The organism is Castellaniella sp. FW104-7C03 (assembly GCF_040276085.1).
Lineage (GTDB): Bacteria > Pseudomonadota > Gammaproteobacteria > Burkholderiales > Burkholderiaceae_B > Castellaniella.
Map to the genome: position 1 here is coordinate 48695 of NZ_JBELOK010000005.1, position 18263 is coordinate 66957.

General features: G+C 61.2%; 14 protein-coding genes and 1 tRNA gene. 12 read left to right on the top strand and 3 right to left on the bottom strand.

Annotation, left to right across the window (positions count from 1 at the left end; translation table 11 throughout):
• The 12 genes from ABS758_RS07345 to ABS758_RS07400 all read left to right on the top strand — a co-directional run bounded on the left by ABS758_RS07345 (window position 1) and on the right by ABS758_RS07400 (window position 15877).
• Entirely contained in the window at window positions 1-684 is a 684-nt protein-coding gene (locus ABS758_RS07345; RefSeq protein WP_350381689.1) for a hypothetical protein, read from the top strand.
• A gap of 75 nt (window positions 685-759) precedes the next feature.
• Window positions 760-2910: a transglycosylase SLT domain-containing protein gene (locus tag ABS758_RS07350; protein WP_350381688.1), complete on the top strand. Its 2151-nt coding sequence runs from the start codon at window positions 760-762 to the stop codon at window positions 2908-2910.
• Entirely contained in the window at window positions 2907-9776 is a 6870-nt protein-coding gene (locus tag ABS758_RS07355; protein WP_350381687.1) for an LPD22 domain-containing protein, read from the top strand. The genes ABS758_RS07350 and ABS758_RS07355 overlap by 4 nt, the downstream gene beginning before the upstream one ends.
• Window positions 9777-9833: 57 nt before the next feature.
• Window positions 9834-11234, top strand: a complete 1401-nt coding sequence (locus ABS758_RS07360) for a hypothetical protein (RefSeq protein WP_350381686.1) — start codon at window positions 9834-9836, stop codon at window positions 11232-11234.
• A 16-nt stretch (window positions 11235-11250) separates the two neighbouring features.
• The gene (locus tag ABS758_RS07365) at window positions 11251-12408 is read left to right on the top strand and encodes a phage major tropism determinant (RefSeq protein ID WP_350381685.1); all 1158 of its coding nucleotides are present in this window, start codon (window positions 11251-11253) and stop codon (window positions 12406-12408) included.
• 28 nt (window positions 12409-12436) lie between these two features.
• Complete coding sequence (avd, locus tag ABS758_RS07370) at window positions 12437-12811, top strand: diversity-generating retroelement protein Avd (protein ID WP_350381684.1); 375 nt, start codon at window positions 12437-12439, stop codon at window positions 12809-12811.
• 287 nt (window positions 12812-13098) lie between these two features.
• The gene (locus ABS758_RS07375) at window positions 13099-14100 is read left to right on the top strand and encodes a reverse transcriptase domain-containing protein (protein WP_350381683.1); all 1002 of its coding nucleotides are present in this window, start codon (window positions 13099-13101) and stop codon (window positions 14098-14100) included.
• Window positions 14069-14326 carry a hypothetical protein gene (locus tag ABS758_RS07380; RefSeq protein ID WP_350381682.1) on the top strand — a complete coding sequence of 86 codons (258 nt, stop codon included), beginning with the start codon at window positions 14069-14071 and terminating at the stop codon, window positions 14324-14326. Before ABS758_RS07375 ends, ABS758_RS07380 begins: the two co-directional genes overlap by 32 nt.
• Window positions 14323-14622 carry a hypothetical protein gene (locus tag ABS758_RS07385; RefSeq protein WP_350381681.1) on the top strand — a complete coding sequence of 100 codons (300 nt, stop codon included), beginning with the start codon at window positions 14323-14325 and terminating at the stop codon, window positions 14620-14622. Before ABS758_RS07380 ends, ABS758_RS07385 begins: the two co-directional genes overlap by 4 nt.
• The gene (locus tag ABS758_RS07390; RefSeq protein WP_350381680.1) at window positions 14619-15098 is read left to right on the top strand and encodes a glycoside hydrolase family 108 protein; all 480 of its coding nucleotides are present in this window, start codon (window positions 14619-14621) and stop codon (window positions 15096-15098) included. Before ABS758_RS07385 ends, ABS758_RS07390 begins: the two co-directional genes overlap by 4 nt.
• Window positions 15098-15712 (top strand): hypothetical protein, encoded by a 615-nt coding sequence (locus ABS758_RS07395; protein ID WP_350381679.1) that lies wholly within the window; start codon window positions 15098-15100, stop codon window positions 15710-15712. The genes ABS758_RS07390 and ABS758_RS07395 overlap by 1 nt, the downstream gene beginning before the upstream one ends.
• Window positions 15713-15773: 61 nt before the next feature.
• Window positions 15774-15877: transfer RNA gene (locus ABS758_RS07400), tRNA-Asn, on the top strand.
• Between the two features lie 165 nt (window positions 15878-16042).
• On the opposite strand, the gene ABS758_RS07405 is transcribed toward ABS758_RS07400, so the two are convergent.
• The 3 genes from ABS758_RS07405 to ABS758_RS07415 form a co-directional block, all read right to left on the bottom strand.
• Window positions 16043-16933, bottom strand: a complete 891-nt coding sequence (locus ABS758_RS07405) for an alpha/beta hydrolase (protein WP_350381678.1) — start codon at window positions 16931-16933, stop codon at window positions 16043-16045.
• The gene (locus tag ABS758_RS07410; RefSeq protein ID WP_350381677.1) at window positions 16930-17379 is read right to left on the bottom strand and encodes a TspO/MBR family protein; all 450 of its coding nucleotides are present in this window, start codon (window positions 17377-17379) and stop codon (window positions 16930-16932) included. The genes ABS758_RS07405 and ABS758_RS07410 overlap by 4 nt, the downstream gene beginning before the upstream one ends.
• A 77-nt stretch (window positions 17380-17456) precedes the next feature.
• Window positions 17457-18239, bottom strand: coding sequence for an SDR family NAD(P)-dependent oxidoreductase (locus ABS758_RS07415; RefSeq protein ID WP_350381676.1), 783 nt, complete (start codon window positions 18237-18239; stop codon window positions 17457-17459).
• Window positions 18240-18263: the final 24 nt, after the last annotated feature.

Here is an 18263-nt window from a genome sequence, read left to right on the forward strand (position 1 = left end):
ATGTCTGGTGTAGCCGTCGCAGTTTCCGCCGGGGGCGCGCTCAATAGCGCGGTGGGCAGCTATTACAGTGCCCAGTCGCAGAAAAGCAGCCTGCAGGCCCAATCCGCGCTGGGGCAAATCCAGGCGGGCGTCATGCAAAGTCAGGCCGGCATGGTGTCATCCATCGGGGAAAGTCAGGCCCAGGCCATCGAGGCCACGGGCGACTTCAATGCCAGCATTGCCGAACTGGGCGCCCAGTCCGCTCTGGATCAAGGTCAGTCTGAGATTGCGGCAGCAACCCTGAAAGCCGGGCAGCTGAAAAGCAGTCAGCGGGCATCACTCGCCGCCAACGGCGTGGACATCAACCAGGGCAGCGCAGCCGAATTGCAGCAGTCGGGCGACATCATGAAGGATGTCGACGTGGCCACCTTGAAGGCCAACGCGGTGCGCACAGCCTGGGGCTACCGCGCGCAAGGCATGTCGGATGAACTGGCCGCCAAAACCAGCGCCATGAACACCCGCGCCAACGCAAGGATGAATGCTCTGAACCTGCAGACAGGCGCCCTGAGTACCTCGGCCAACGCCTCCATGCAGGCGGCATCCGCATCGGGCATCAGCCCACTGGGGTCGGCCACATCGTCACTGCTGACCGGGGCGGGCCAAGTCGCGCAGACCTGGTACAGCCTCGGCAAGAAATCCAAATAGGGGAAAACAGCAATGCCCCGCGTACCCGTCTACAACACCCCACAAGTCGCCCCCAATACCGTGCCCCAGGTGCGCATGGCGGCGCCCGATTTCGCCGCGCCCGTCGCGCGCGCGTTTGACGCCCCCGCCGCCTTTGTCGATACAGCGGGCCAGCAAGCCCAGCAAACTGGGCAGGGCCTGCAAACCCTGGGCAGGGCCGTCGCCGGTATCGAAAACCAGGCCAACCAGCTGCGGGTGGATGACGCGCTGAACCAGGCCAAAGAAGCCCAGCTGAGCCTGACCTATGACAAGGACAACGGGTACACCAATCTGAAAGGCATCAATGCGCTGTCGCGCCCCGATGGCAAGCCGCTTGCGCAGGAGTACGGGGACAAGCTGCAGAAGGCGATGGACGACATTTCAGCCGGCCTGGGGAATGACGCCCAGCGGGCAATGTTCGCGCGCTACTCCAACGACATGCTGACAATGTTCCGTGGTGGGGCCATGCAGCATGAGGCCCAGGAATACAAGACCTACGCGCTGTCCACGTCCGAAGGCATCCAGTCCACGGCCATGCGCGACATCAGCCTGAACTGGAACAACCCCGATGCTGTGAACTCGGCCGTTGACCGGATCAAGGCCGAAACCTTCCGGCAGGCGCAGCTGATGGGCAAGTCCGCCGAATGGCAGCAGGCCCAGGCCCGCAAGCTGACCAGCAGCGCGCACAAGACGGCGCTGCTGTCCGCGCTGGAACAGAATGATCCGGTCTACGCCAATGCCTATCTGTCGAAATACTCCGGGCAAATGGATGCCGACGACATCTTGGCGGTGCGAGGGCACATCACGAAGGATGTGAATGCCCGGGTTGGCAGCAACGTGGCCACCGAATATATCCAGACAAACCCGGCACTGGCCGGCGAAGGAAACCGGGCGTTCGCCATCGCCATCAAAACGGAATCAGGCGGCCGGCAGTTTGCCGCCGATGGGTCGCCGCTGACTTCCTCCAAGGGGGCCATTGGTATCGCCCAGGTCATGCCGCCTACGGCCCCTGAGGCGGCCAAGCTGGCGGGCCTGCCGTGGGATGAGAACCGGTACCGCAACGATGAAGCCTACAACCTGGCGCTGGGCAAAGCCTATTTCCAGAAGCAGCTGCAGGACAACGGTGGCGACTTGGCGAAGGCCTACGCCGCGTACAACGCCGGGCCGGGCGCATTGAAAGACGCCCTCAGGAATGCCAAGGATGGGAACTGGCTGGCGCTGCTGCCCCAGGAAACCCAGGATTACGTCACGGGGAACATGGCCGCCTTCAATGCAGGCAAGGGCCAGGCCTCGCGCCCGACCTTTGCCGACATCGATGCCCAGCTGCGGGCCGATCCTCGTCTGGCCGATCCCGAACGCTATAAGGTGGCGCGCACTGAGGCACAGCGCCAGTACAACGAACAGACGGCCGCCATCCAGCAGCGTGACGACGAGGCGTATAAAAACGCCCTGGACGCCTTGATTAAAAACGGTGGGAAGTTCGCCGACCTGCCGGCCAACGTCCGCCAGGCCATCCCCCCTGAAAAATACACCAGCATCCTGGGGGACGCCGCGCGCATCGCGGGCGGCCAGCACATGGTCAACGATTCGATGACCTGGGCGGAAATCTCGTCCATGACCCCGGCGCAGCTGGCCGCCATGACACCTGTGGAATTCCACAACCGGTACCGCACCCACCTGGATGACGCGCACCTGGAACGCGGGTATTCCATGGTGCTGGCCGCGCGCGGAGACATGACCGACCCCAAGCACCTGGAAGTGCTGACCACCAGCGAACGGGTCAAGCAGGCGGCCCAGCGCGTCGGCATCCTCCCCTACACCGGCAAGCCCAGCGACGATCAGGCCAAGCAGTTTGACCAATTCCAAGGGATCATTGATCAGCGCGTACGGATGTTCGAAACCACGCAGCTACAGGGCAAGCGCAAGGCCAGCACCGACGAACTGCAAAAGGTCATTGACGACACGCTGATGGACACGGCTTCCGTGGGGCGCCGGTACTGGACGGACAAGACCAATCAGCCTGTGGCCCTGATGTCGGGCGACGATCTGAAAAATGCCTACGTCAAGGTGGGCAATGAAGAAATCGCATTGACCAGCGTGCCCGCTGAACAGCGCGGCATCATCGTTGGCAAGCTGCAAAAGCGTGGCCTGCCAGTCACCGAACAAGCCGTCGCCGAATTATGGGTGAAGGCCGGGAAGCCAAAATGACAGACGTGTATGACACCTTGCTGGATCAGCAGCAGGCGACCAATGCCCCCGAACCCCAGCAGCAACCGGCGGACGCCTATGACGTGGTGCTGGATCAGCAGCAGGCTGAACAGCGCCAGCAGCTGGGCGTGGTGCTTGAACAGGCCAGCAAGTTCAACCCTGACCAGGCGGCCCAGGCGGCCCAGTTGTCGCGCGACACCGGCCTGCCGGCCGACACCGTGGAACGGAACCTGGACACGGTTGCCCGGCGCCAGCAGGTGCAGAACCTGCAGCGCCTGACCGCTGACAGTCCCGTGCTGGCCCGTCAGCTGCTTGATCCGTCGTTTGCCAAGATCGCCCACGACAACGTGGAGAACATGAGCAGCATTGAGTCAGGCATTGCGGGGCTGGCGCGATATGTGACCGGTGCCGATCCCGACATGGGCCTGTGGCGGGATATCGCCGCCACACCTTTTGTCGCGCTGAAAATGGGGGCGGGTGTGGCGCGGGCCGGGGCTGACCTGCTGGCGCTGCCCGAACGTGGCATCAATTCCCTGACGGGCGCCGGGCGCGGGCCTCTGCAGGCTTGGGCGGATTCCTTGGGTAGCACCGCCCAGTGGGCGGGCCAGCGTGCCCAGGACATCGGTTCCAAGTGGTCGCCCGACAGTTTGCCGGGTCAGATTTTTGGGGCTGGTGCCGCCAGTGGCGTGCAATCGGCCGGCATGACGCTGGGATCGCTGGGGCTGGCGTCCTGGCTGCTTGGCCCCGAAGTGGGCATCCCTGTGACCATCGGCCTGTTGTCCGCCGGTCAGGGCGGCGCCAGCTACCAGGAATCGCGGGAAAAGGGGCGCGGTGTCCTGTCGTCGCTGGCCTACGGCGCCGAAGACGCCACGGCCGAATACATCGGCGAACGGTACCTGGGCCTGGCTGGGTTCGCTGAACGCGCCTTCGCAGGCGCCACGGTGCAAAAGCTGGTGGGGTACGAACTATTCAAGGAAATGCCGGGGGAAATCGGTACCCAGCTGTGGCAGAACTTCAACCAATGGACGAACCTGAACCCCGATAAATCCTTGCGCGACTTCCTGGCGGAACAGCCCGCCAGCGTGGCGCAGACGGCGGTGGCCACCCTCACGGGTGGCGGCGCGCAGATTGGCGTGGTGAAGCTGGCTGACCAGCTGATGGGCGCCCAGGTGGTGCAGGCCCGCAATGCCCGGTTTGCCGAACGGCAGGCTCAGCTGTTCGCCGAGTTGAACAACATGGCCGCCAACGACAAGGTGCTGGCGCGCGACCCGGATACCTTCCAGTCCTTCATCCAAAGCACCAACCCGGAAGACGGCCCGGCCCATACCGTGTTCGTGCCCGCCCAGGTGCTGATGCAATCGGGCATTGCCGATGAACTGGCCGCCGTGTCGCCTTCGGTGGCTGAACAGCTGCCGGATGCCGCACAGACCGGCGGCCTGGTGTCCATCCCCGTGGATGAATACCTGACCAAGATTGCGCCCACGCAGTATTCACAGGGGCTGATTGACCACCTGAAAATCAACGATCCGATGGCGCCCAGTCGGGCGGAAGCCCAGGAATATTTCCAGAGTGGCGCGGGCGCCCAGCTGCAGGCGGATGTCGAACGCGCGGTGGCGCTGCAGGCCGCCGACACGGCATTCAAGCAATCGGCCGACCAGGTGCGAGAAATCATCCTTGGGCAGCTGAACGCCACGCAGCGGTTCACCCCGCAGGCAAACGAGGCCTACGCCACGCTGGCCGGCAGCTGGTATGCCATCAAGGCGGCGGAATTCGGCATCACCCCCGAAGAACAATTCCAGCGGTACCCGTTACAGGTGCAGGCGGAAAGTGTGGCCGGCGGCCTGGTGCTGGATCAAGGGGAAATCGCCAAGACCGACCGCATTGACGAGGCAACGGGCCTGCCGTTGAATGCCGACGGCACCGTGACGGTATACCACCACACCAGCGCGGCAAACGCCGAGAAAATCAGGGAAACGGGACGCCTGCAGTCCAACGGTGAACCCGACCTGTATTTCACCACGCAGGCGGAAACGAATACCGGCTATGGCGATACCGCCATCCCGGTACGGGTGCGCCCGGATCGCCTGGTGCTGGATGATGAATTTCCTGGCGGCCGCCAAGATTACCGGGTGGAAAGCCCATCAAAAAACCGTCGGCTGAAATTCCTGCCCGATGGATCGGCCCTGCTGAATCAGAACAAGCAAGGCCCCCGTGGCTCCTTCAACCCCGAATCCCTCACCATATCGCTGCTGAAAAACGCTGACCTGTCCACCTTCCTGCACGAAACCGGGCACTTCTTCCTTGAAGCCCAGGCCGATATGGCATCCCGCCAGGACGCGCCGGACAGCGTGAAGCGGGACATGGCGGCCGTACTCAAATGGTTCGGCGTGCGTGACTTGGCTGAGTGGTACGGCCTGGATTTTGAAGTGAAGCGCACCCACCATGAGCAGTTTGCCCGTGGCTTCGAAGCGTACCTGTTCGAAGGCAAGGCCCCCAGCCTGGAAATGCAGGGGGTGTTCCAGAAGTTCCGGGGCTGGATGCTGAACGTCTACCGCAAGCTGACGGCGCTGAACGTGCAGCTGAACGATGAAGTGCGCGGGGTGTTTGACCGCATGATCGCCAGCAATGAACAGATACTGCTGGCCGAACAGGGCCGCAGCATGATGCCCCTGTTTGAGTCGGCGCAGCAGGCCGGCATCACTCCGGAAGAGTTCGCCGCTTATCAGGCCCTGGGCAACAGCGCCACACAAGATGCCGTGCAAGACCTGCAGGCGCGGGGTCTGCGTGATATGCAGTGGCTGCACAATGCCCGTTCGCGCGTCATCAAACAGCTGCAGCAGAAGGCGGCGGACGCACGCCAGGAAACCCGCGTGCAGGCCCGCGCGGAAATCATGCGCCAGCCCGTGTACCGGGCGTGGCAATTCCTCACTGGACGCCTGACGGCTGACGACAAAATCACGCCACCGGCCGCGCGCAAGTCAGACCCCAAGCATGTGGATGAAACCCAGGATTCTCTGTTTACGGCCATTGCCAAGCTGGGGGGTCTGGATCGCAACGAAGTGCAAAGCCAGTGGGGGACGACTTCCAAGGATGTCGGCCCTTCCTCCGTATTCGGCAAGCCCGTGCTGCGCAAGGAAGGCGGGCGCAGCATTGACGACATGCGCCAGGCGCTGATGGAGTATGGCTACCTGGATCGGGATGAATCATCCCCCAATTGGAACCCGCGCGAGTTCGAAGACAAATTTGATGCGGAACTGCGCGGGGATACCCAGTATTCCATGGCCCGCGAGTTCGAACCGGAACAGCGCGCGGGCGACCAACTGGCGAATCCCGGCGCCCTGGGCGCTGGCCGGCTGGACATCGGTGAACTGCGCAGCCTGTATGGCTACGATCAGCGATACACACCGGCGAGAATCGCCGACACGCTGGACGATGCCAGGAAGATGGCAGAAGCGTTCATCGGGAAACCGCTGCACAACGGCAATCTCACCGCCACGATGTCCAAGGGTACGCTGGGCAAGATGACCAGCAAAAAGGCGGTGGCAAAATCAACAAATCTCGCTGACCATAGCTTGGCAGTAGCGAACGCTGACAAGCTGTTTGAGAACGCCGTTCTTGACCGCAGCCACCCTGACAGCAAGGGCGAGGCGACGATTCAAGCCATGCACCGGTATGTGGCGCCGATGATCACGCCGGACGGCCGCATTATCGCGGTCAAGATGACGGTGAAGGAAACAACCGGCCCCAATGAGCCGAACCCGTTGTACACCGTCGAAACGCTGGAAATAGAAAGCCCGCCATCGGTGCTTTCGCGTGCGCACCCGGACGAAACCGGAATGCGCCCCCAGGCGGGCTTTAGTGATAATGTATTGCGCTTGCTTCAATTCGTCAAGGATAGAGCGGAACAAGGCACGCATCTTGTGGCCGTGCTGCAGGCGCGCCGCATGACGGCTAAGACTGGCCTGCACCCTGACATCGTGGCCGATATGTTCGGCTTCACGTCAGGCGACGAAATGGTACGCGCGCTGGCGGTGGCTGAACCCCCGGGCAGCGCCATCGAAGGCCTGACGGACGCCATGATGCTGCAGCAGCACGGTGAACTGGCGACCCCTGAGGCCATCGAACGGGAAGCCGACAAGGCCATTCACAACGACGCGCGGGCACGCTTCACGGCCACCGAAGCCAGCATCCTGGAACGCATGGCGAACCCGCGCGCGGATACCGGGCAGGTCGATGCCCGTGGGCGGCACGTCACCCAGGGCATCCTGCTACCGGCGGCGCGCCAGTACGCAGCAGCGGCAATCGCTCGTTTGAAGGTGCGGGACATCCGCCCCGGGCAGTACGCCAGCGCGGAAACCCGTTCCGGGAAGCTGGCCGAACAGGCGCGCAAGGCTGGCGACATTGCCACGGCCGCAGCGGAAAAGCGCAACCAGGTCATCCAGCAGCAACTGACCCGGGCGGCTCATGCCGCGCAGGATGAAATCGCCGCAGGGCTGCGGTACCTGCGCAAGTTCTCTGGCGACGTGCGCGGCCTGGATGCTGGCTACCGTGACCAGATTGACAGTCTGCTGGAACGCTTCGACCTGCGCATCAGCCAAAGCAACAAGGCCGTGGACAAGCGCACGGCGCTGGCTGATTGGCTGAAATCTCAGCGTGAAGCAGGCCTGGAACCCGACATTCCGGCGAACCTGGAAAATGAGGCCTTCCGCACGTCATACAAAAACATGACCGTTGAAGATTTTCGCGGCCTGCTGGATACCGTGCGCCAGATTGAACACCTGGGGCGCCTGAAAAATCGCCTGCTGACGGCGGCGGATCAACGCGCCTATGAAACGGTACGGGATGAAATCGCGTCCAGCATCCGCGACAATGCGGGCAATCGGCAGGCCGACGCCCGCACGCCCACCACCAACATGGGCCGCACTGTGCAGGGCTTGAAACGCTTTTGGGCCTCGCACATCAAGGCGGCCACCTGGGCGCGGGTGATGGATGGCGGCAAAGACGGCGGCCCAGTGTGGGAATACCTGGTGCGCAGCGCCAATGAGCGCGGCGATATGGAATCCACCATGCGCGCTGAGGCCACCACCAAGCTGACGGCCATCCTGGCCCCGGTCTTCAAGCTGGGCAAGATGGGTGGCAAAGGTCAGTATTTCCCCAGCATCGACCGAAGCCTGAATCGTGAAGCACGCCTGGCCATTGCCCTGAATATCGGCAACGAGGGCAACGCGCAACGGCTGCTGGGCGGCGAAGGCTGGACGACCGAACAAATCACGCCCGTGCTGCAATCGCTGACGGCGCAGGAATGGCAGGCCGTGCAAGCCATCTGGAACCATTTTGATGAATACCGCCCCCTGATCGGTGCGAAGGAGCGCCGGGTGTACGGCAAGGAACCTGCCTGGGTGGAGCCGCGCCCGTTCACCGTGCTGACGGCTGACGGCCAAAGCCTGACCCTGGCCGGCGGCTATTACCCCATCAAGTATGATCCGGCGGCCAGCCAGCGCGCCGAGGAACATGCCGATGCCGAAGGCGCCAAGCGCCAGGTGCAGGGCGCCTACACCACCGCCACCACGCGGCGCAGTTTCACGAAGGCCCGGGTGGAAGAGGTATCGGGGCGGCCCCTGCTCTATACACTGTCGGGCATGTATTCCGGCGTCAACGATGTCATCCATGATCTGACCTGGCATGAATGGCTGATCGACGCCAATCGTCTGCTGCGGTCGCAGACCATCGACAAGGCGATACGCGATCACTACGGCCCCGAGGTCAAGAATCAGTTCAAGACCTGGGCCGCCGACATAGCCGAAGGCGACAAAGCTGCAGCCACCGCAGGCGACATGGCGCTGGGGCGCCTGCGCCAGGGCATCAGCGCGGCGGGCCTGGGCTTCAACGTCATGTCCGCCCTGATGCAACCCCTGGGCCTTACGCAGTCTATCGTCCGAGTTGGGGCGCCGTGGATTGGCAGGGGCGTGGCCAAGTACATTGCCAGCCCCGTAGGCGTGACCCGCGAAGTCAATGCAATGTCGGAATTCATGGCCAACCGCACGCGCACGCGCTTCCGTGAACTGGCCGAGTTGCGCGACCGGGTGCAGGACGGGGCGACGGCCAAGGCGGTCATGAGCCGCTATACCTATTTCCTCATGATGCGCGTGCAGCAGATGGTGGACGTGCCGACCTGGTGGGGCGCTTATGAAAAGGCCATCGCCGACGGCAATGAAGAAGCCCGGGCCATTTCACTGGCCGACCAGGCCGTGATTGATTCCCAGGGCGGCGGTCAGACCAAGGACTTGGCCGCCATCGAGCGTGGCGGCCCGGCCGTGAAGCTGTTCACCGTGTTCTATTCCTTCATGAATACGGCGCTGAACGCTGGCGTGACCCAAACGATGACGGCCAACACCCCAGCAAAAAGGGCCAAGCTGGCGGCGGATTACGCGCTGCTGTACGTCGTGCCGGCCGTGCTGGGTTATGCGCTCAAAAATGCGCTGACCCCGGGGGATTCCGGCGACGATGACCCGGAAAAACTTGCCAAGCATCTGCTGGGCGCCCAGCTGGACTACCTGATGGGCCTGATGTTCGGCGTGCGGGAATTTGCCGAAGCGGCAAAGTCGGTGGCGGGCGTCGGTGCTGGCTGGGCGTACGAAGGGCCTGCCGGGATGCGCGCTGTCGGGGATGTCACCAAGTTCGCCCAGCAGCTGCACCAGGGCGAGTTCGATAGCGCTTTCCTCAAGGCCACCGTGAACACGGTGGGCGACCTGATGGGCTTGCCGGCCGCGCAGGTGAACCGCGTCATCACGGGCGGCCAGGCCTTGATCGAAGGCAAGACGGCCAACCCGGCCGCGCTGGTGTTCGGGTTCCAGCGCCCCCGATAGGGTATCAGTGACCAGTCCCCTGGCGGGTAGTCTTGGCGCTACCACCCAGGGGGTTCTATGTCCGTTCAGAGTGACAACCGGGTCGCGGGGCCATTCGACGGCAACGGCCTGACAACTAATTTCAGCTTCGAATTCACGGTATTCCAAGCGAGTGACGTGCTTGCCATCAAGACAGGCACGGATGACATCGAATTGCCTCTGAAAAAGGATGTCGATTACACCGTCACGCTGAATGACTCCACGGAAGGCGGCACCGTCATCCTCACGACACCGCTGGAAACTGGCTCGAAACTCACGCTGACCAGCCAGCTGGACGCCACCCAAGGCCTTAAAATCCCCAACCTGTCCTCGTTCCTTCCGGAAACGGTGGAACGCGCCCTGGACAAACTCACCATCCTGGTGCAACAGCTTGCTGACAAGGTAAGCCGCACGGTGCAGGCGCCCATTTCGGGCGGTACGTCCGCCTCGCAGCTGCTGGAACAACTCGCCGAACAGCTGCCGCTGGTGGCAGCGGTCTACACCCATCTGGCCTATATCAAGGCGGTGTCGGAGAACCAGGCGAACGTCGATACCGTGGCGGTCAGCATTGACCCCATCAACGCCATTGCTGCTGACATGGCCGGCAGTTGGGCCGCTGGCGTCACCTATGATTTCGGTTCGGTGGGCGAACCCCCGGCTGGCGGCACCACCAGCCCCCTGGGCAACATCGTGACGGTGGCCGGACATATTGCCAACGTGGACACGGTGGCCGGTGGTATCGCCGATGTCGGCACCGTCAGCCTGAACATATCAGCGGTCAATGCGGTGGCGGCCGACTTGGCCAGCGTGAACAGCGTGGTGGCCAACGAGGCCAATATCAACACCGTAGCGGCTGACCTGCTGAATATCAATAGCGTAGCGGCCAGCATCGGCAACGTGGATGCGGTTGCAGCCGACCTGACCAATATCGGCGCCGTGCTGGCCGACAAGGCCAACATTGATGCCGTGGCCGGGAACAAGGTCAACATTGATGCCGTGGCCGGGAACAAGGTCAACATCGACGCGGCAGTATCCAACCAGGCCAACATCAATGCCGTGGTGGCCAATGCCACGAACGTGAATACGGTGGCCGGAAGTATCGGCAACGTGGATACGGTGGCGGCAAGCAACGTGGCCGTGGGGGCCGTGGCGACCGATTTGCAAGGCGCCCCGGTCGCCATCGACTATGGCAGCGTGGCTGACCCTGCCGCCAACCCCGCCACACCCACGGGCGTGCTGGCCTCCGTATACAGCAACGCCAGCGACATCAGTACGGCGGCCAGCAACATGGCGGCCATACAGAACGTTTCAGCAAACATGGCCTCGATCCTCGCGGCACTGTCTGGCGCGGTGGCGGCCGCCAACAACCTTTCCGAATTGACCGACCCGGCGGCAGCGCGGGCCAATCTTGGCCTGGCCGACATGGGCGGCCTCGCTTAAATCAGGAGCCTATTCAATGTCTACTGCGATCCAGTACCGTGGCGGTACCACCGCCCAGCACGCGACCTTCACCGGCAAGTTGCGTGAAGTCACCGTCGATACCGACAAGCACAGCCTTGTCGTGCACGATGGCGCCACGGCGGGCGGTTTCCCCACGGCCCGCGCGGAACTGTCCAAGCGCGCTTTCGTGAAGGCCAACCCCCGCGCCGTGGCATTCGCCCGCACGGGTTTTGCCACGGTATCGACCGGGCAGCAGCTGTACATCGACGTGGCCGACCTGGTGATTGCCTTCGCGGCCAATACTGCCGTCACGATGCCCGCCCTGACCGTGGGCACCGACTACGCCATCTACGCTTGCGCGGACGGCACCTTGCGCGCCGATGCGAGTTTCAGCGCACCCGCTGGGTACACCACGGCCAACAGCCGCCAGATTGGCGGCTTCCACTACGCCCCGGGCGCGAACGCCACCGGGCGCAATACGGGCGGCGACACTAGCATTCAAATCAACCCGTTCAGCCTGTGGGACTTGAAGTTCCGCCCGAACGTAGCCGACCCGCGCGGCATGGCGCTCATCGCCGGTACCTTTTGGGCCGACATCTACATGCTGGGGGTGGATCACATCACCAACGGCACCAGCAAATACAACGTGGCCATGGCCACCGGCACGGCCCCGCCGAAGATTCCCACGATGTTCGGCGGCTCTGGATCGTCGGCATACCCGGATGGCAACTGGTTCAGCTTCCGTGAAGTCTTGATGTCCTACGGCAAGCGATTCCCCCGCTACGCTGAATTCCAGGCCCTGGCCTATGGCGTCATGGAAAAGATTTCCTGCGGCCCAGCATCCGGCGGCAGCGCCCCGCTGACCGGCCAGACCAACGCCGGCTACACCAGCACCTGGGAAAAGTTCACCAGCATCTTCGGCATCGTCCAGGCCACCGGCAACCTGTGGTCGTGGGGTGAAGAATTCGGCGGCCCCTATGGGGGTGCGGCCTATGTCGACACTCCGGACGCGCGCGGGCAGTACTACAACCAGCCGAACGCGGCGATATTCGGCGGCAGCTGGAACTTCACGGTCAACTCCGGTTCGCGTGCGTCGAACTGGGCCCTCGCCCCGTCGCTCTCGGGTGCGTACATCGGCGCGCGCGGCGTCTGTGACCACCTGATCCTTGGATAGCGGGCCGAAAGGCCCGCGCAAGGCGTAGATGGAACCCATACAGGAAGCAACCAAGTGCTACGACCAAATGTTCATTGTGGAGAAATACGAGAAAGTTATCTCGTATCTGTATCCCATTGCACAGAACATTCCGCGTCGGCACGGGGTTGCCCGAGACAAGTTTTTGGATTGCCTGCTGGGGCAGGTCAATCTTTTCATCGTGGCGGGCAAATCCAACCAGGTCAGCAAGCTATACGCTGCCGACGCTGGACTGGCTACGCTGCGGTTCTGGTTGCGCTTTCTGGCGGGCATCCAGAAGCCCCATGCGATGACGCCCCATCAGGTCGAAGCAGCACAGGTGCTGATCGCCGAAGTGGGGAAAATCCTTGGGGCCTGGATTGCCCGGCTGAATCGCAGAGGGTGAACCGGGAACAATCCACGCGGCCATCTTTGGCGGGAACTGGAACAACACTGTCATCTCTGGTTCTCGTGCTTCGAACTGGAACAACGCTTTGTCGAACTCCAACGCGAACATCGGCGCGCGCGGCGTCTGTGACTATCTACCCATTGCGCTCCAACGCTGTTACGACACGTTGGGCCGACCATGCAGTCAACGGTGGTCAGCCGGTTCTGTCCTGCTTCGGCGAACACACTACACGGTTCGGGCAAGCGCCGATTACTGAAAATGGAAAAGCGTACCCGGCATCCCCCATGAGTCAACGAAATAGAAACCTGATCGACCGCATCACCACGTGGGAAAACCTGCAATCCGCCTTCGACAAGACAGCCAAGGGCAAACGCAAATCCTTCGGCTATCTGGAATTCAACCAGTACAAAAATCTGAACCTTCGCGCGATTCAAAGCGAACTGCTCGACGGCTCATACCGTCGCAGTCCCTTCCGGGAGTTCATGGTCTACGAGCCAAAGCCGCGCATGATCTCGGCGTTGACCTTTCAAGACCGGCTCGTCGAGCACGCGATTTGCAATGTGGTCGAGCCAATCTTCGATGCGGCCATGCTGCCCTATACCTTCGCCTGTCGCACGGGATACGGCACGCACGCCTGCGTGACACATTTGCAGGCCATGATGCGGCGCACGGGCGCAACGCACTACCTGCAAACGGACTTCTCGAAATACTTTGCCAGCCTGTATCACCCGGTGCTCGCGGATATCGAGGCGAAGAAAATCCACGACGCGCGCACGCAAGCGCTCATGGATGAGATGCTTCCCCACGACAGCGACCGGGGTACGCCCATCGGCAGCCTGCTCTCGAAAATTCGCGCCAACACCTACGGCGGCGAGGCGGACAGGTTCCTGCACCACACACTCAAGCAGAGGCATTGGGTGCGGTACATGGACGACATCGTTGTCCTCGGTCACGATGCAAGCGAATTGCGCGACGTGTTCGCGCGTTTGCAAGAGTTCTGCGTGCAACGCCTGCGCCTGCGTATCAGCCGCTGGTGCGTTGCTCCTATTTCGCATGGCGTGAACTTCGTCGGCTTTCGTACTTGGCCCGGCCATAAGCTGCTGCGCAAATCATCCGTCGTGCGCATGAAGCGCAAGATCGCCGCGTGCATCAAGCACGGCGACACAGCGACGCTAAACAAAAGCCTCGTCTCGTGGCTTGGTCACGCGAAGTGGGCCGATTCCGAGAACCTAATCACTCACTTGGAGAACCGCTATGGCATTGCCTGTCATCAATACGCGCGCTGATCTGGACAAGATTCAAGACACGCCCGAACACACTGATTTCATGCTCTACCTGCGCGGCAGCATGACGCGCAGGGTGGACACGCAAGCCTACCCGGACGGGTACGGACAGCCGGACTACACGGGCGATACGCTCGCCCCCGTGTGGACTGACGTGGAGGACTTGACGACCATCACGGCCCTGGGCTTCACGAAGGCGGAAGTGCTCGCCGCAACCGGGGGCGCATGATGCCGCTTTCCGACGATGCTATCGCCATAATCAAAGCCGTGCGGGAAACCACCTCGGACTTGGAAAAGAAGATCGCCGCAATGCAAACCCAGCAGAAAGCAATTTTGGCGGGTTTCCCTGGGGGCGACCCGGACAGCCATCGGCGCTATCACGAGTCAGTTATCGAGTGGCGGGAACTGCGCAATCAAATGGTGCGTTCCGCGTTGCTTCAAGCCGCCAAAGTGGGCGGCCTAGGGGCTATAGTCTGGATAGCCTACGCCTTATGGCAGGCATTCAAAATGGAGTTGATGAAATGAATTTCGATACCGCGTTCGACCGTCTGCTGGGCCACGAGGGCGGCTACGTAAACAACCCGGCAGACCCCGGTGGGGAAACCAATTGGGGTATTAGCAAGCGCAGCTACCCCCACCTGAATATCAAGGATTTGACCCGCGAGCAGGCCAAGGACATTTATCTGCGCGATTTCTGGAACTACATCCACGCCGACAAACTGTATGACGGCGTGGCGTTTCAGTTGCTGGACTTCGCCATCAACTCGGGCATTACCACCGCAGTACGGTATTTCCAGCGGGCTTTGGGCGTAGCCGACGACGGTCATTGGGGGCCAATCAGTCAGCGCGCCGCCAATGCCGCAAGCGAAACCGATCAGATCATGCTGCTTAATGCCGAGCGGTTGGACTTCATGACGCGTTTAAATAATTGGCCCAACGCCAGCCGGGGGTGGGCGCGGCGCATCGCGGGCAACTTGCGCTACGGCGCGGAGGATTCATAATGGACTGGAAAGACATCGCTGGGGTTGTCGGTAAGGCCGCCCCTATTGTGGGCGGACTGCTAGGAGGCCCGGCAGGCGCTGCCGTGGGCGGCCTGATTTCGACGGCCCTGGGAACGGACTCGTCGCCGGATGCCGTATCGGCGGCAATCCTGGCCGACCCCCAGGCGGCCATCAAATTAAAGGAACTGGAAACCAACTCGCGCGTCCAGCTTCAACAGCTTGCCGTGACGGCGGAACAGAACCGCCTGCAAGCGGCGGCGGCGCAGTATGCCGCCGAGGCATCCGACCGGGACAGCGCTCGTAGGCTGGCGGCCCAGCAGCCCAAGGACTGGATACGACCCACCATTACCCTGCTGTTGGTGCTGGGGGCGGGCGGCATCGGCTGGGCGATCCTGTCGGGTACTGCCGAGAGCCTACTGCGCGATGCCACGGCCAGCCTCACGGTAGGCACCCTGATCGGCTATTGGTTCAACGAGTTGAAGCAGGTCTTGGCGTTTTACTTTGGCACCACGGGGGACGCCCAAAAGGCCGGGGCGGAGGTGCTACAGTTTGCAGTGTCGCCCGGCAGCGTGACGACGCCGGACGCGCCCCGCAGCACTTTGCCAAAATCTTGACAGCGGTAGGTGAAAATTGGTCAAAATACCAACAAAAGCGCAGTGGTTTGCAGGGCGGCTACCCTCGCAAGTCATTGAAATTAATGCGCTTTTGTTTTTGTCTATTGGCAAACTGACGGACTGTTAATCCGCAGGTCCCAGGTTCGAGCCCTGGTCGGGGAGCCACCGAATACCAATAAGAATCAAGCCCTTGGCGTGTTATGCGTTAAGGGCTTTTTCTTATTCTTCGAACCTTCTAAGGCCTGTGTCCGATTTATGTTCAAAACTTCGGGCGCGCAACACAAGACAGCGTGGGACGACATACAAGGCATGCTGATCAATCACGGCATTTTATTCGCCACGCGCAGCCGCTGAGGTACGGAATACAAAAGTGCTAATGTCGTCCAGCACCGGCAAGTAGGATCGCAGTATGGGTGAAAAGGCTGCAACTAACAGCCCATGACCCACACCATTTAAACTTACGGTTTGCACTGGCGCCTGTGCCGTGCGCAGGGCAGTAGCCAGTCTTCCAGAGTTCTTCACTGGATTCACCACTGTGTCTGCACTGCCTGTAATCAGCAAACTGGGCGGCGCGGCCGCCGTAACATGCATGATGGGTTGCGAATCTACCGGCGTGTCCGGATACAGAAAGGCAAGCCTGACAGGTTCGGCGACAATGGGCAAAAAGTCATAAGGGCCAGCAATCCCAATCCAGCCTTGCAATGCGGCGGGGCTCTCGCCATATTTTGAAAGCCAGCGTGGATCCAGCGCGACCATTGCCGCGTTATAAGCACCTGCGCTATGGCCTGCCACAAACACCTTGCGGGCATTACCACCGTACTCGCCTATGTGTTTTAGCGTCCACGCCACAGCCTGCGCAGCATCTTTGACAAAGGCGGGGTAAGTCACTTGCGGAGACAGGCGGTAATCAGCAACCACTGCCATGATGCCACGCGATGCCAACGCCTTGCCGACAAAGCCATACTGCTCTCGTGAACCGCTATTCCAGTTTCCTCCGTAGAAAAACACCACCACACTGGGTGGCTCTTCGGTGGGTACGGGGCCGTAAATATCCAGCTTTTGGCGTGCTTCCTCGCCATACGACAGATTCTTTAATACGACGCCCTTTGTGTCGCTCCATGTAAGTGCATTAAGAAGCGTGAGCGGAGAAAATACCGCCAGCGCTGCCAGAAACAGCAAGACCACGATGACTGCACAAATAATGAGGCGAAATGACGTCAATTTAGCAACCACAGTGAAAGATTCAATATCGAGGCAAAGGCTACCCAAGCCAGATAAGGCAACATTAAATACCCTGCCACGCGATCACGACGTATGAACGAGACAGTTGTCAGCGCAATAAGAACAAGCAAGACACCAATGTCGATCAACCCTAATCCGGTGCGATGCAGACCAAAGAAAAACCAGGACCAAAGGCCGTTCAATACAAGTTGTATTACCCACAGCACAATGGCAGTGTCGACCCCCACGCGAAGCCATACCCGCCAGGCGGCGACCGCCATCATGATGTACAGAACCGACCATACCGGCGCAAAGACCCAATTGGGTGGATTAAAGAACGGCTTCTCCAGCGCGGCATACCACTCTCCTGGGAGGAACTGGCTCCCCACCAGCGCAATAGCACCGGTCAAAATAAGAAAAACGATTAACGATTTGTATTGACGCATAATCACTCACCAGATGTTTTTGAAATCAGGGTTGACTGACGGTTCGCCGGGTCCGACGACAAAGGGCTTACCCGCCACTAGCTCCCCATCATCCGCACCAGGGCAGCAAGACGCAAGCGATAAGGAAGCAGGCTCAACGCTTTAAGCAATAGCGTAAATCGCTTGGGAAAATGAATCTCGAACTTTCCTTTTTCGATGCCGGACAATATCTCTCCGGCAGCTTCATCTGTAGAAATAAGAGCAGGCATGGGAAACGTATTGCCCGCCGTCAGCTTGGTCTTCACAAAACCAGGGTTTACCAGATAGACGCCTAAACCTTTGGGGTGCAGTTCGGCATAGAGTAATTCTGCCAGGTTAATGAGGGCGGCTTTGGTCGGCCCATACACCGTTGCATTGGGCAGCCCCATATAACCCGCCACGCTGGCAACCAGAACGACGGAGCCGTCTCCTTGCGTGATCAGGCCTGGCAGGATCACCTCAAGACCGTAAAACACGCTGGCAAGATTGGTTTGTATCGTTGCATGAACGCGGTCGGCATGCAGCTCCCATGAGCGTATCTGTTCATATTGCGCTGCGCAGAATATGACCAGATCCACCCCACCCCACTCTTGCATCAAACGCTGATGCGCAAAACGCCACGCCAAGGGGTCGGTCACATCCATGGGCAAAACAAAGGCCGATACCGAACCAGCAGCCACTGCCATGAGGGCATCCCGTCTGCGAGCGCTCAGTGCAACACGCGCCCCCTGTTTCAACAGGTCGCGGGCAATGGCAGCACCAATCCCGCTCGATGCACCGATCAACCATACCCGTTTGCCCTGCCAGTCTGACCAGCGCGGATTAAGTGGCGTCAGAAACATGATGATCTCGATTTGCCAGCGGCC

Coding starts and splice junctions, on each gene's coding strand:
- ABS758_RS07345 (WP_350381689.1), top strand. CDS start 1: ATGTCTGGTGTAGCCGTCGCAGTTTCCGCCGGGGGCGCGCTCAATAGC.
- ABS758_RS07350 (WP_350381688.1), top strand. CDS start 760: ATGGCGGCGCCCGATTTCGCCGCGCCCGTCGCGCGCGCGTTTGACGCC.
- ABS758_RS07355 (WP_350381687.1), top strand. CDS start 2,907: ATGACAGACGTGTATGACACCTTGCTGGATCAGCAGCAGGCGACCAAT.
- ABS758_RS07360 (WP_350381686.1), top strand. CDS start 9,834: ATGTCCGTTCAGAGTGACAACCGGGTCGCGGGGCCATTCGACGGCAAC.
- ABS758_RS07365 (WP_350381685.1), top strand. CDS start 11,251: ATGTCTACTGCGATCCAGTACCGTGGCGGTACCACCGCCCAGCACGCG.
- avd (WP_350381684.1), top strand. CDS start 12,437: ATGGAACCCATACAGGAAGCAACCAAGTGCTACGACCAAATGTTCATT.
- ABS758_RS07375 (WP_350381683.1), top strand. CDS start 13,099: ATGAGTCAACGAAATAGAAACCTGATCGACCGCATCACCACGTGGGAA.
- ABS758_RS07380 (WP_350381682.1), top strand. CDS start 14,069: ATGGCATTGCCTGTCATCAATACGCGCGCTGATCTGGACAAGATTCAA.
- ABS758_RS07385 (WP_350381681.1), top strand. CDS start 14,323: ATGATGCCGCTTTCCGACGATGCTATCGCCATAATCAAAGCCGTGCGG.
- ABS758_RS07390 (WP_350381680.1), top strand. CDS start 14,619: ATGAATTTCGATACCGCGTTCGACCGTCTGCTGGGCCACGAGGGCGGC.
- ABS758_RS07395 (WP_350381679.1), top strand. CDS start 15,098: ATGGACTGGAAAGACATCGCTGGGGTTGTCGGTAAGGCCGCCCCTATT.
- ABS758_RS07410 (WP_350381677.1), bottom strand. CDS start 17,379: ATGCGTCAATACAAATCGTTAATCGTTTTTCTTATTTTGACCGGTGCT.
- ABS758_RS07415 (WP_350381676.1), bottom strand. CDS start 18,239: ATGTTTCTGACGCCACTTAATCCGCGCTGGTCAGACTGGCAGGGCAAA.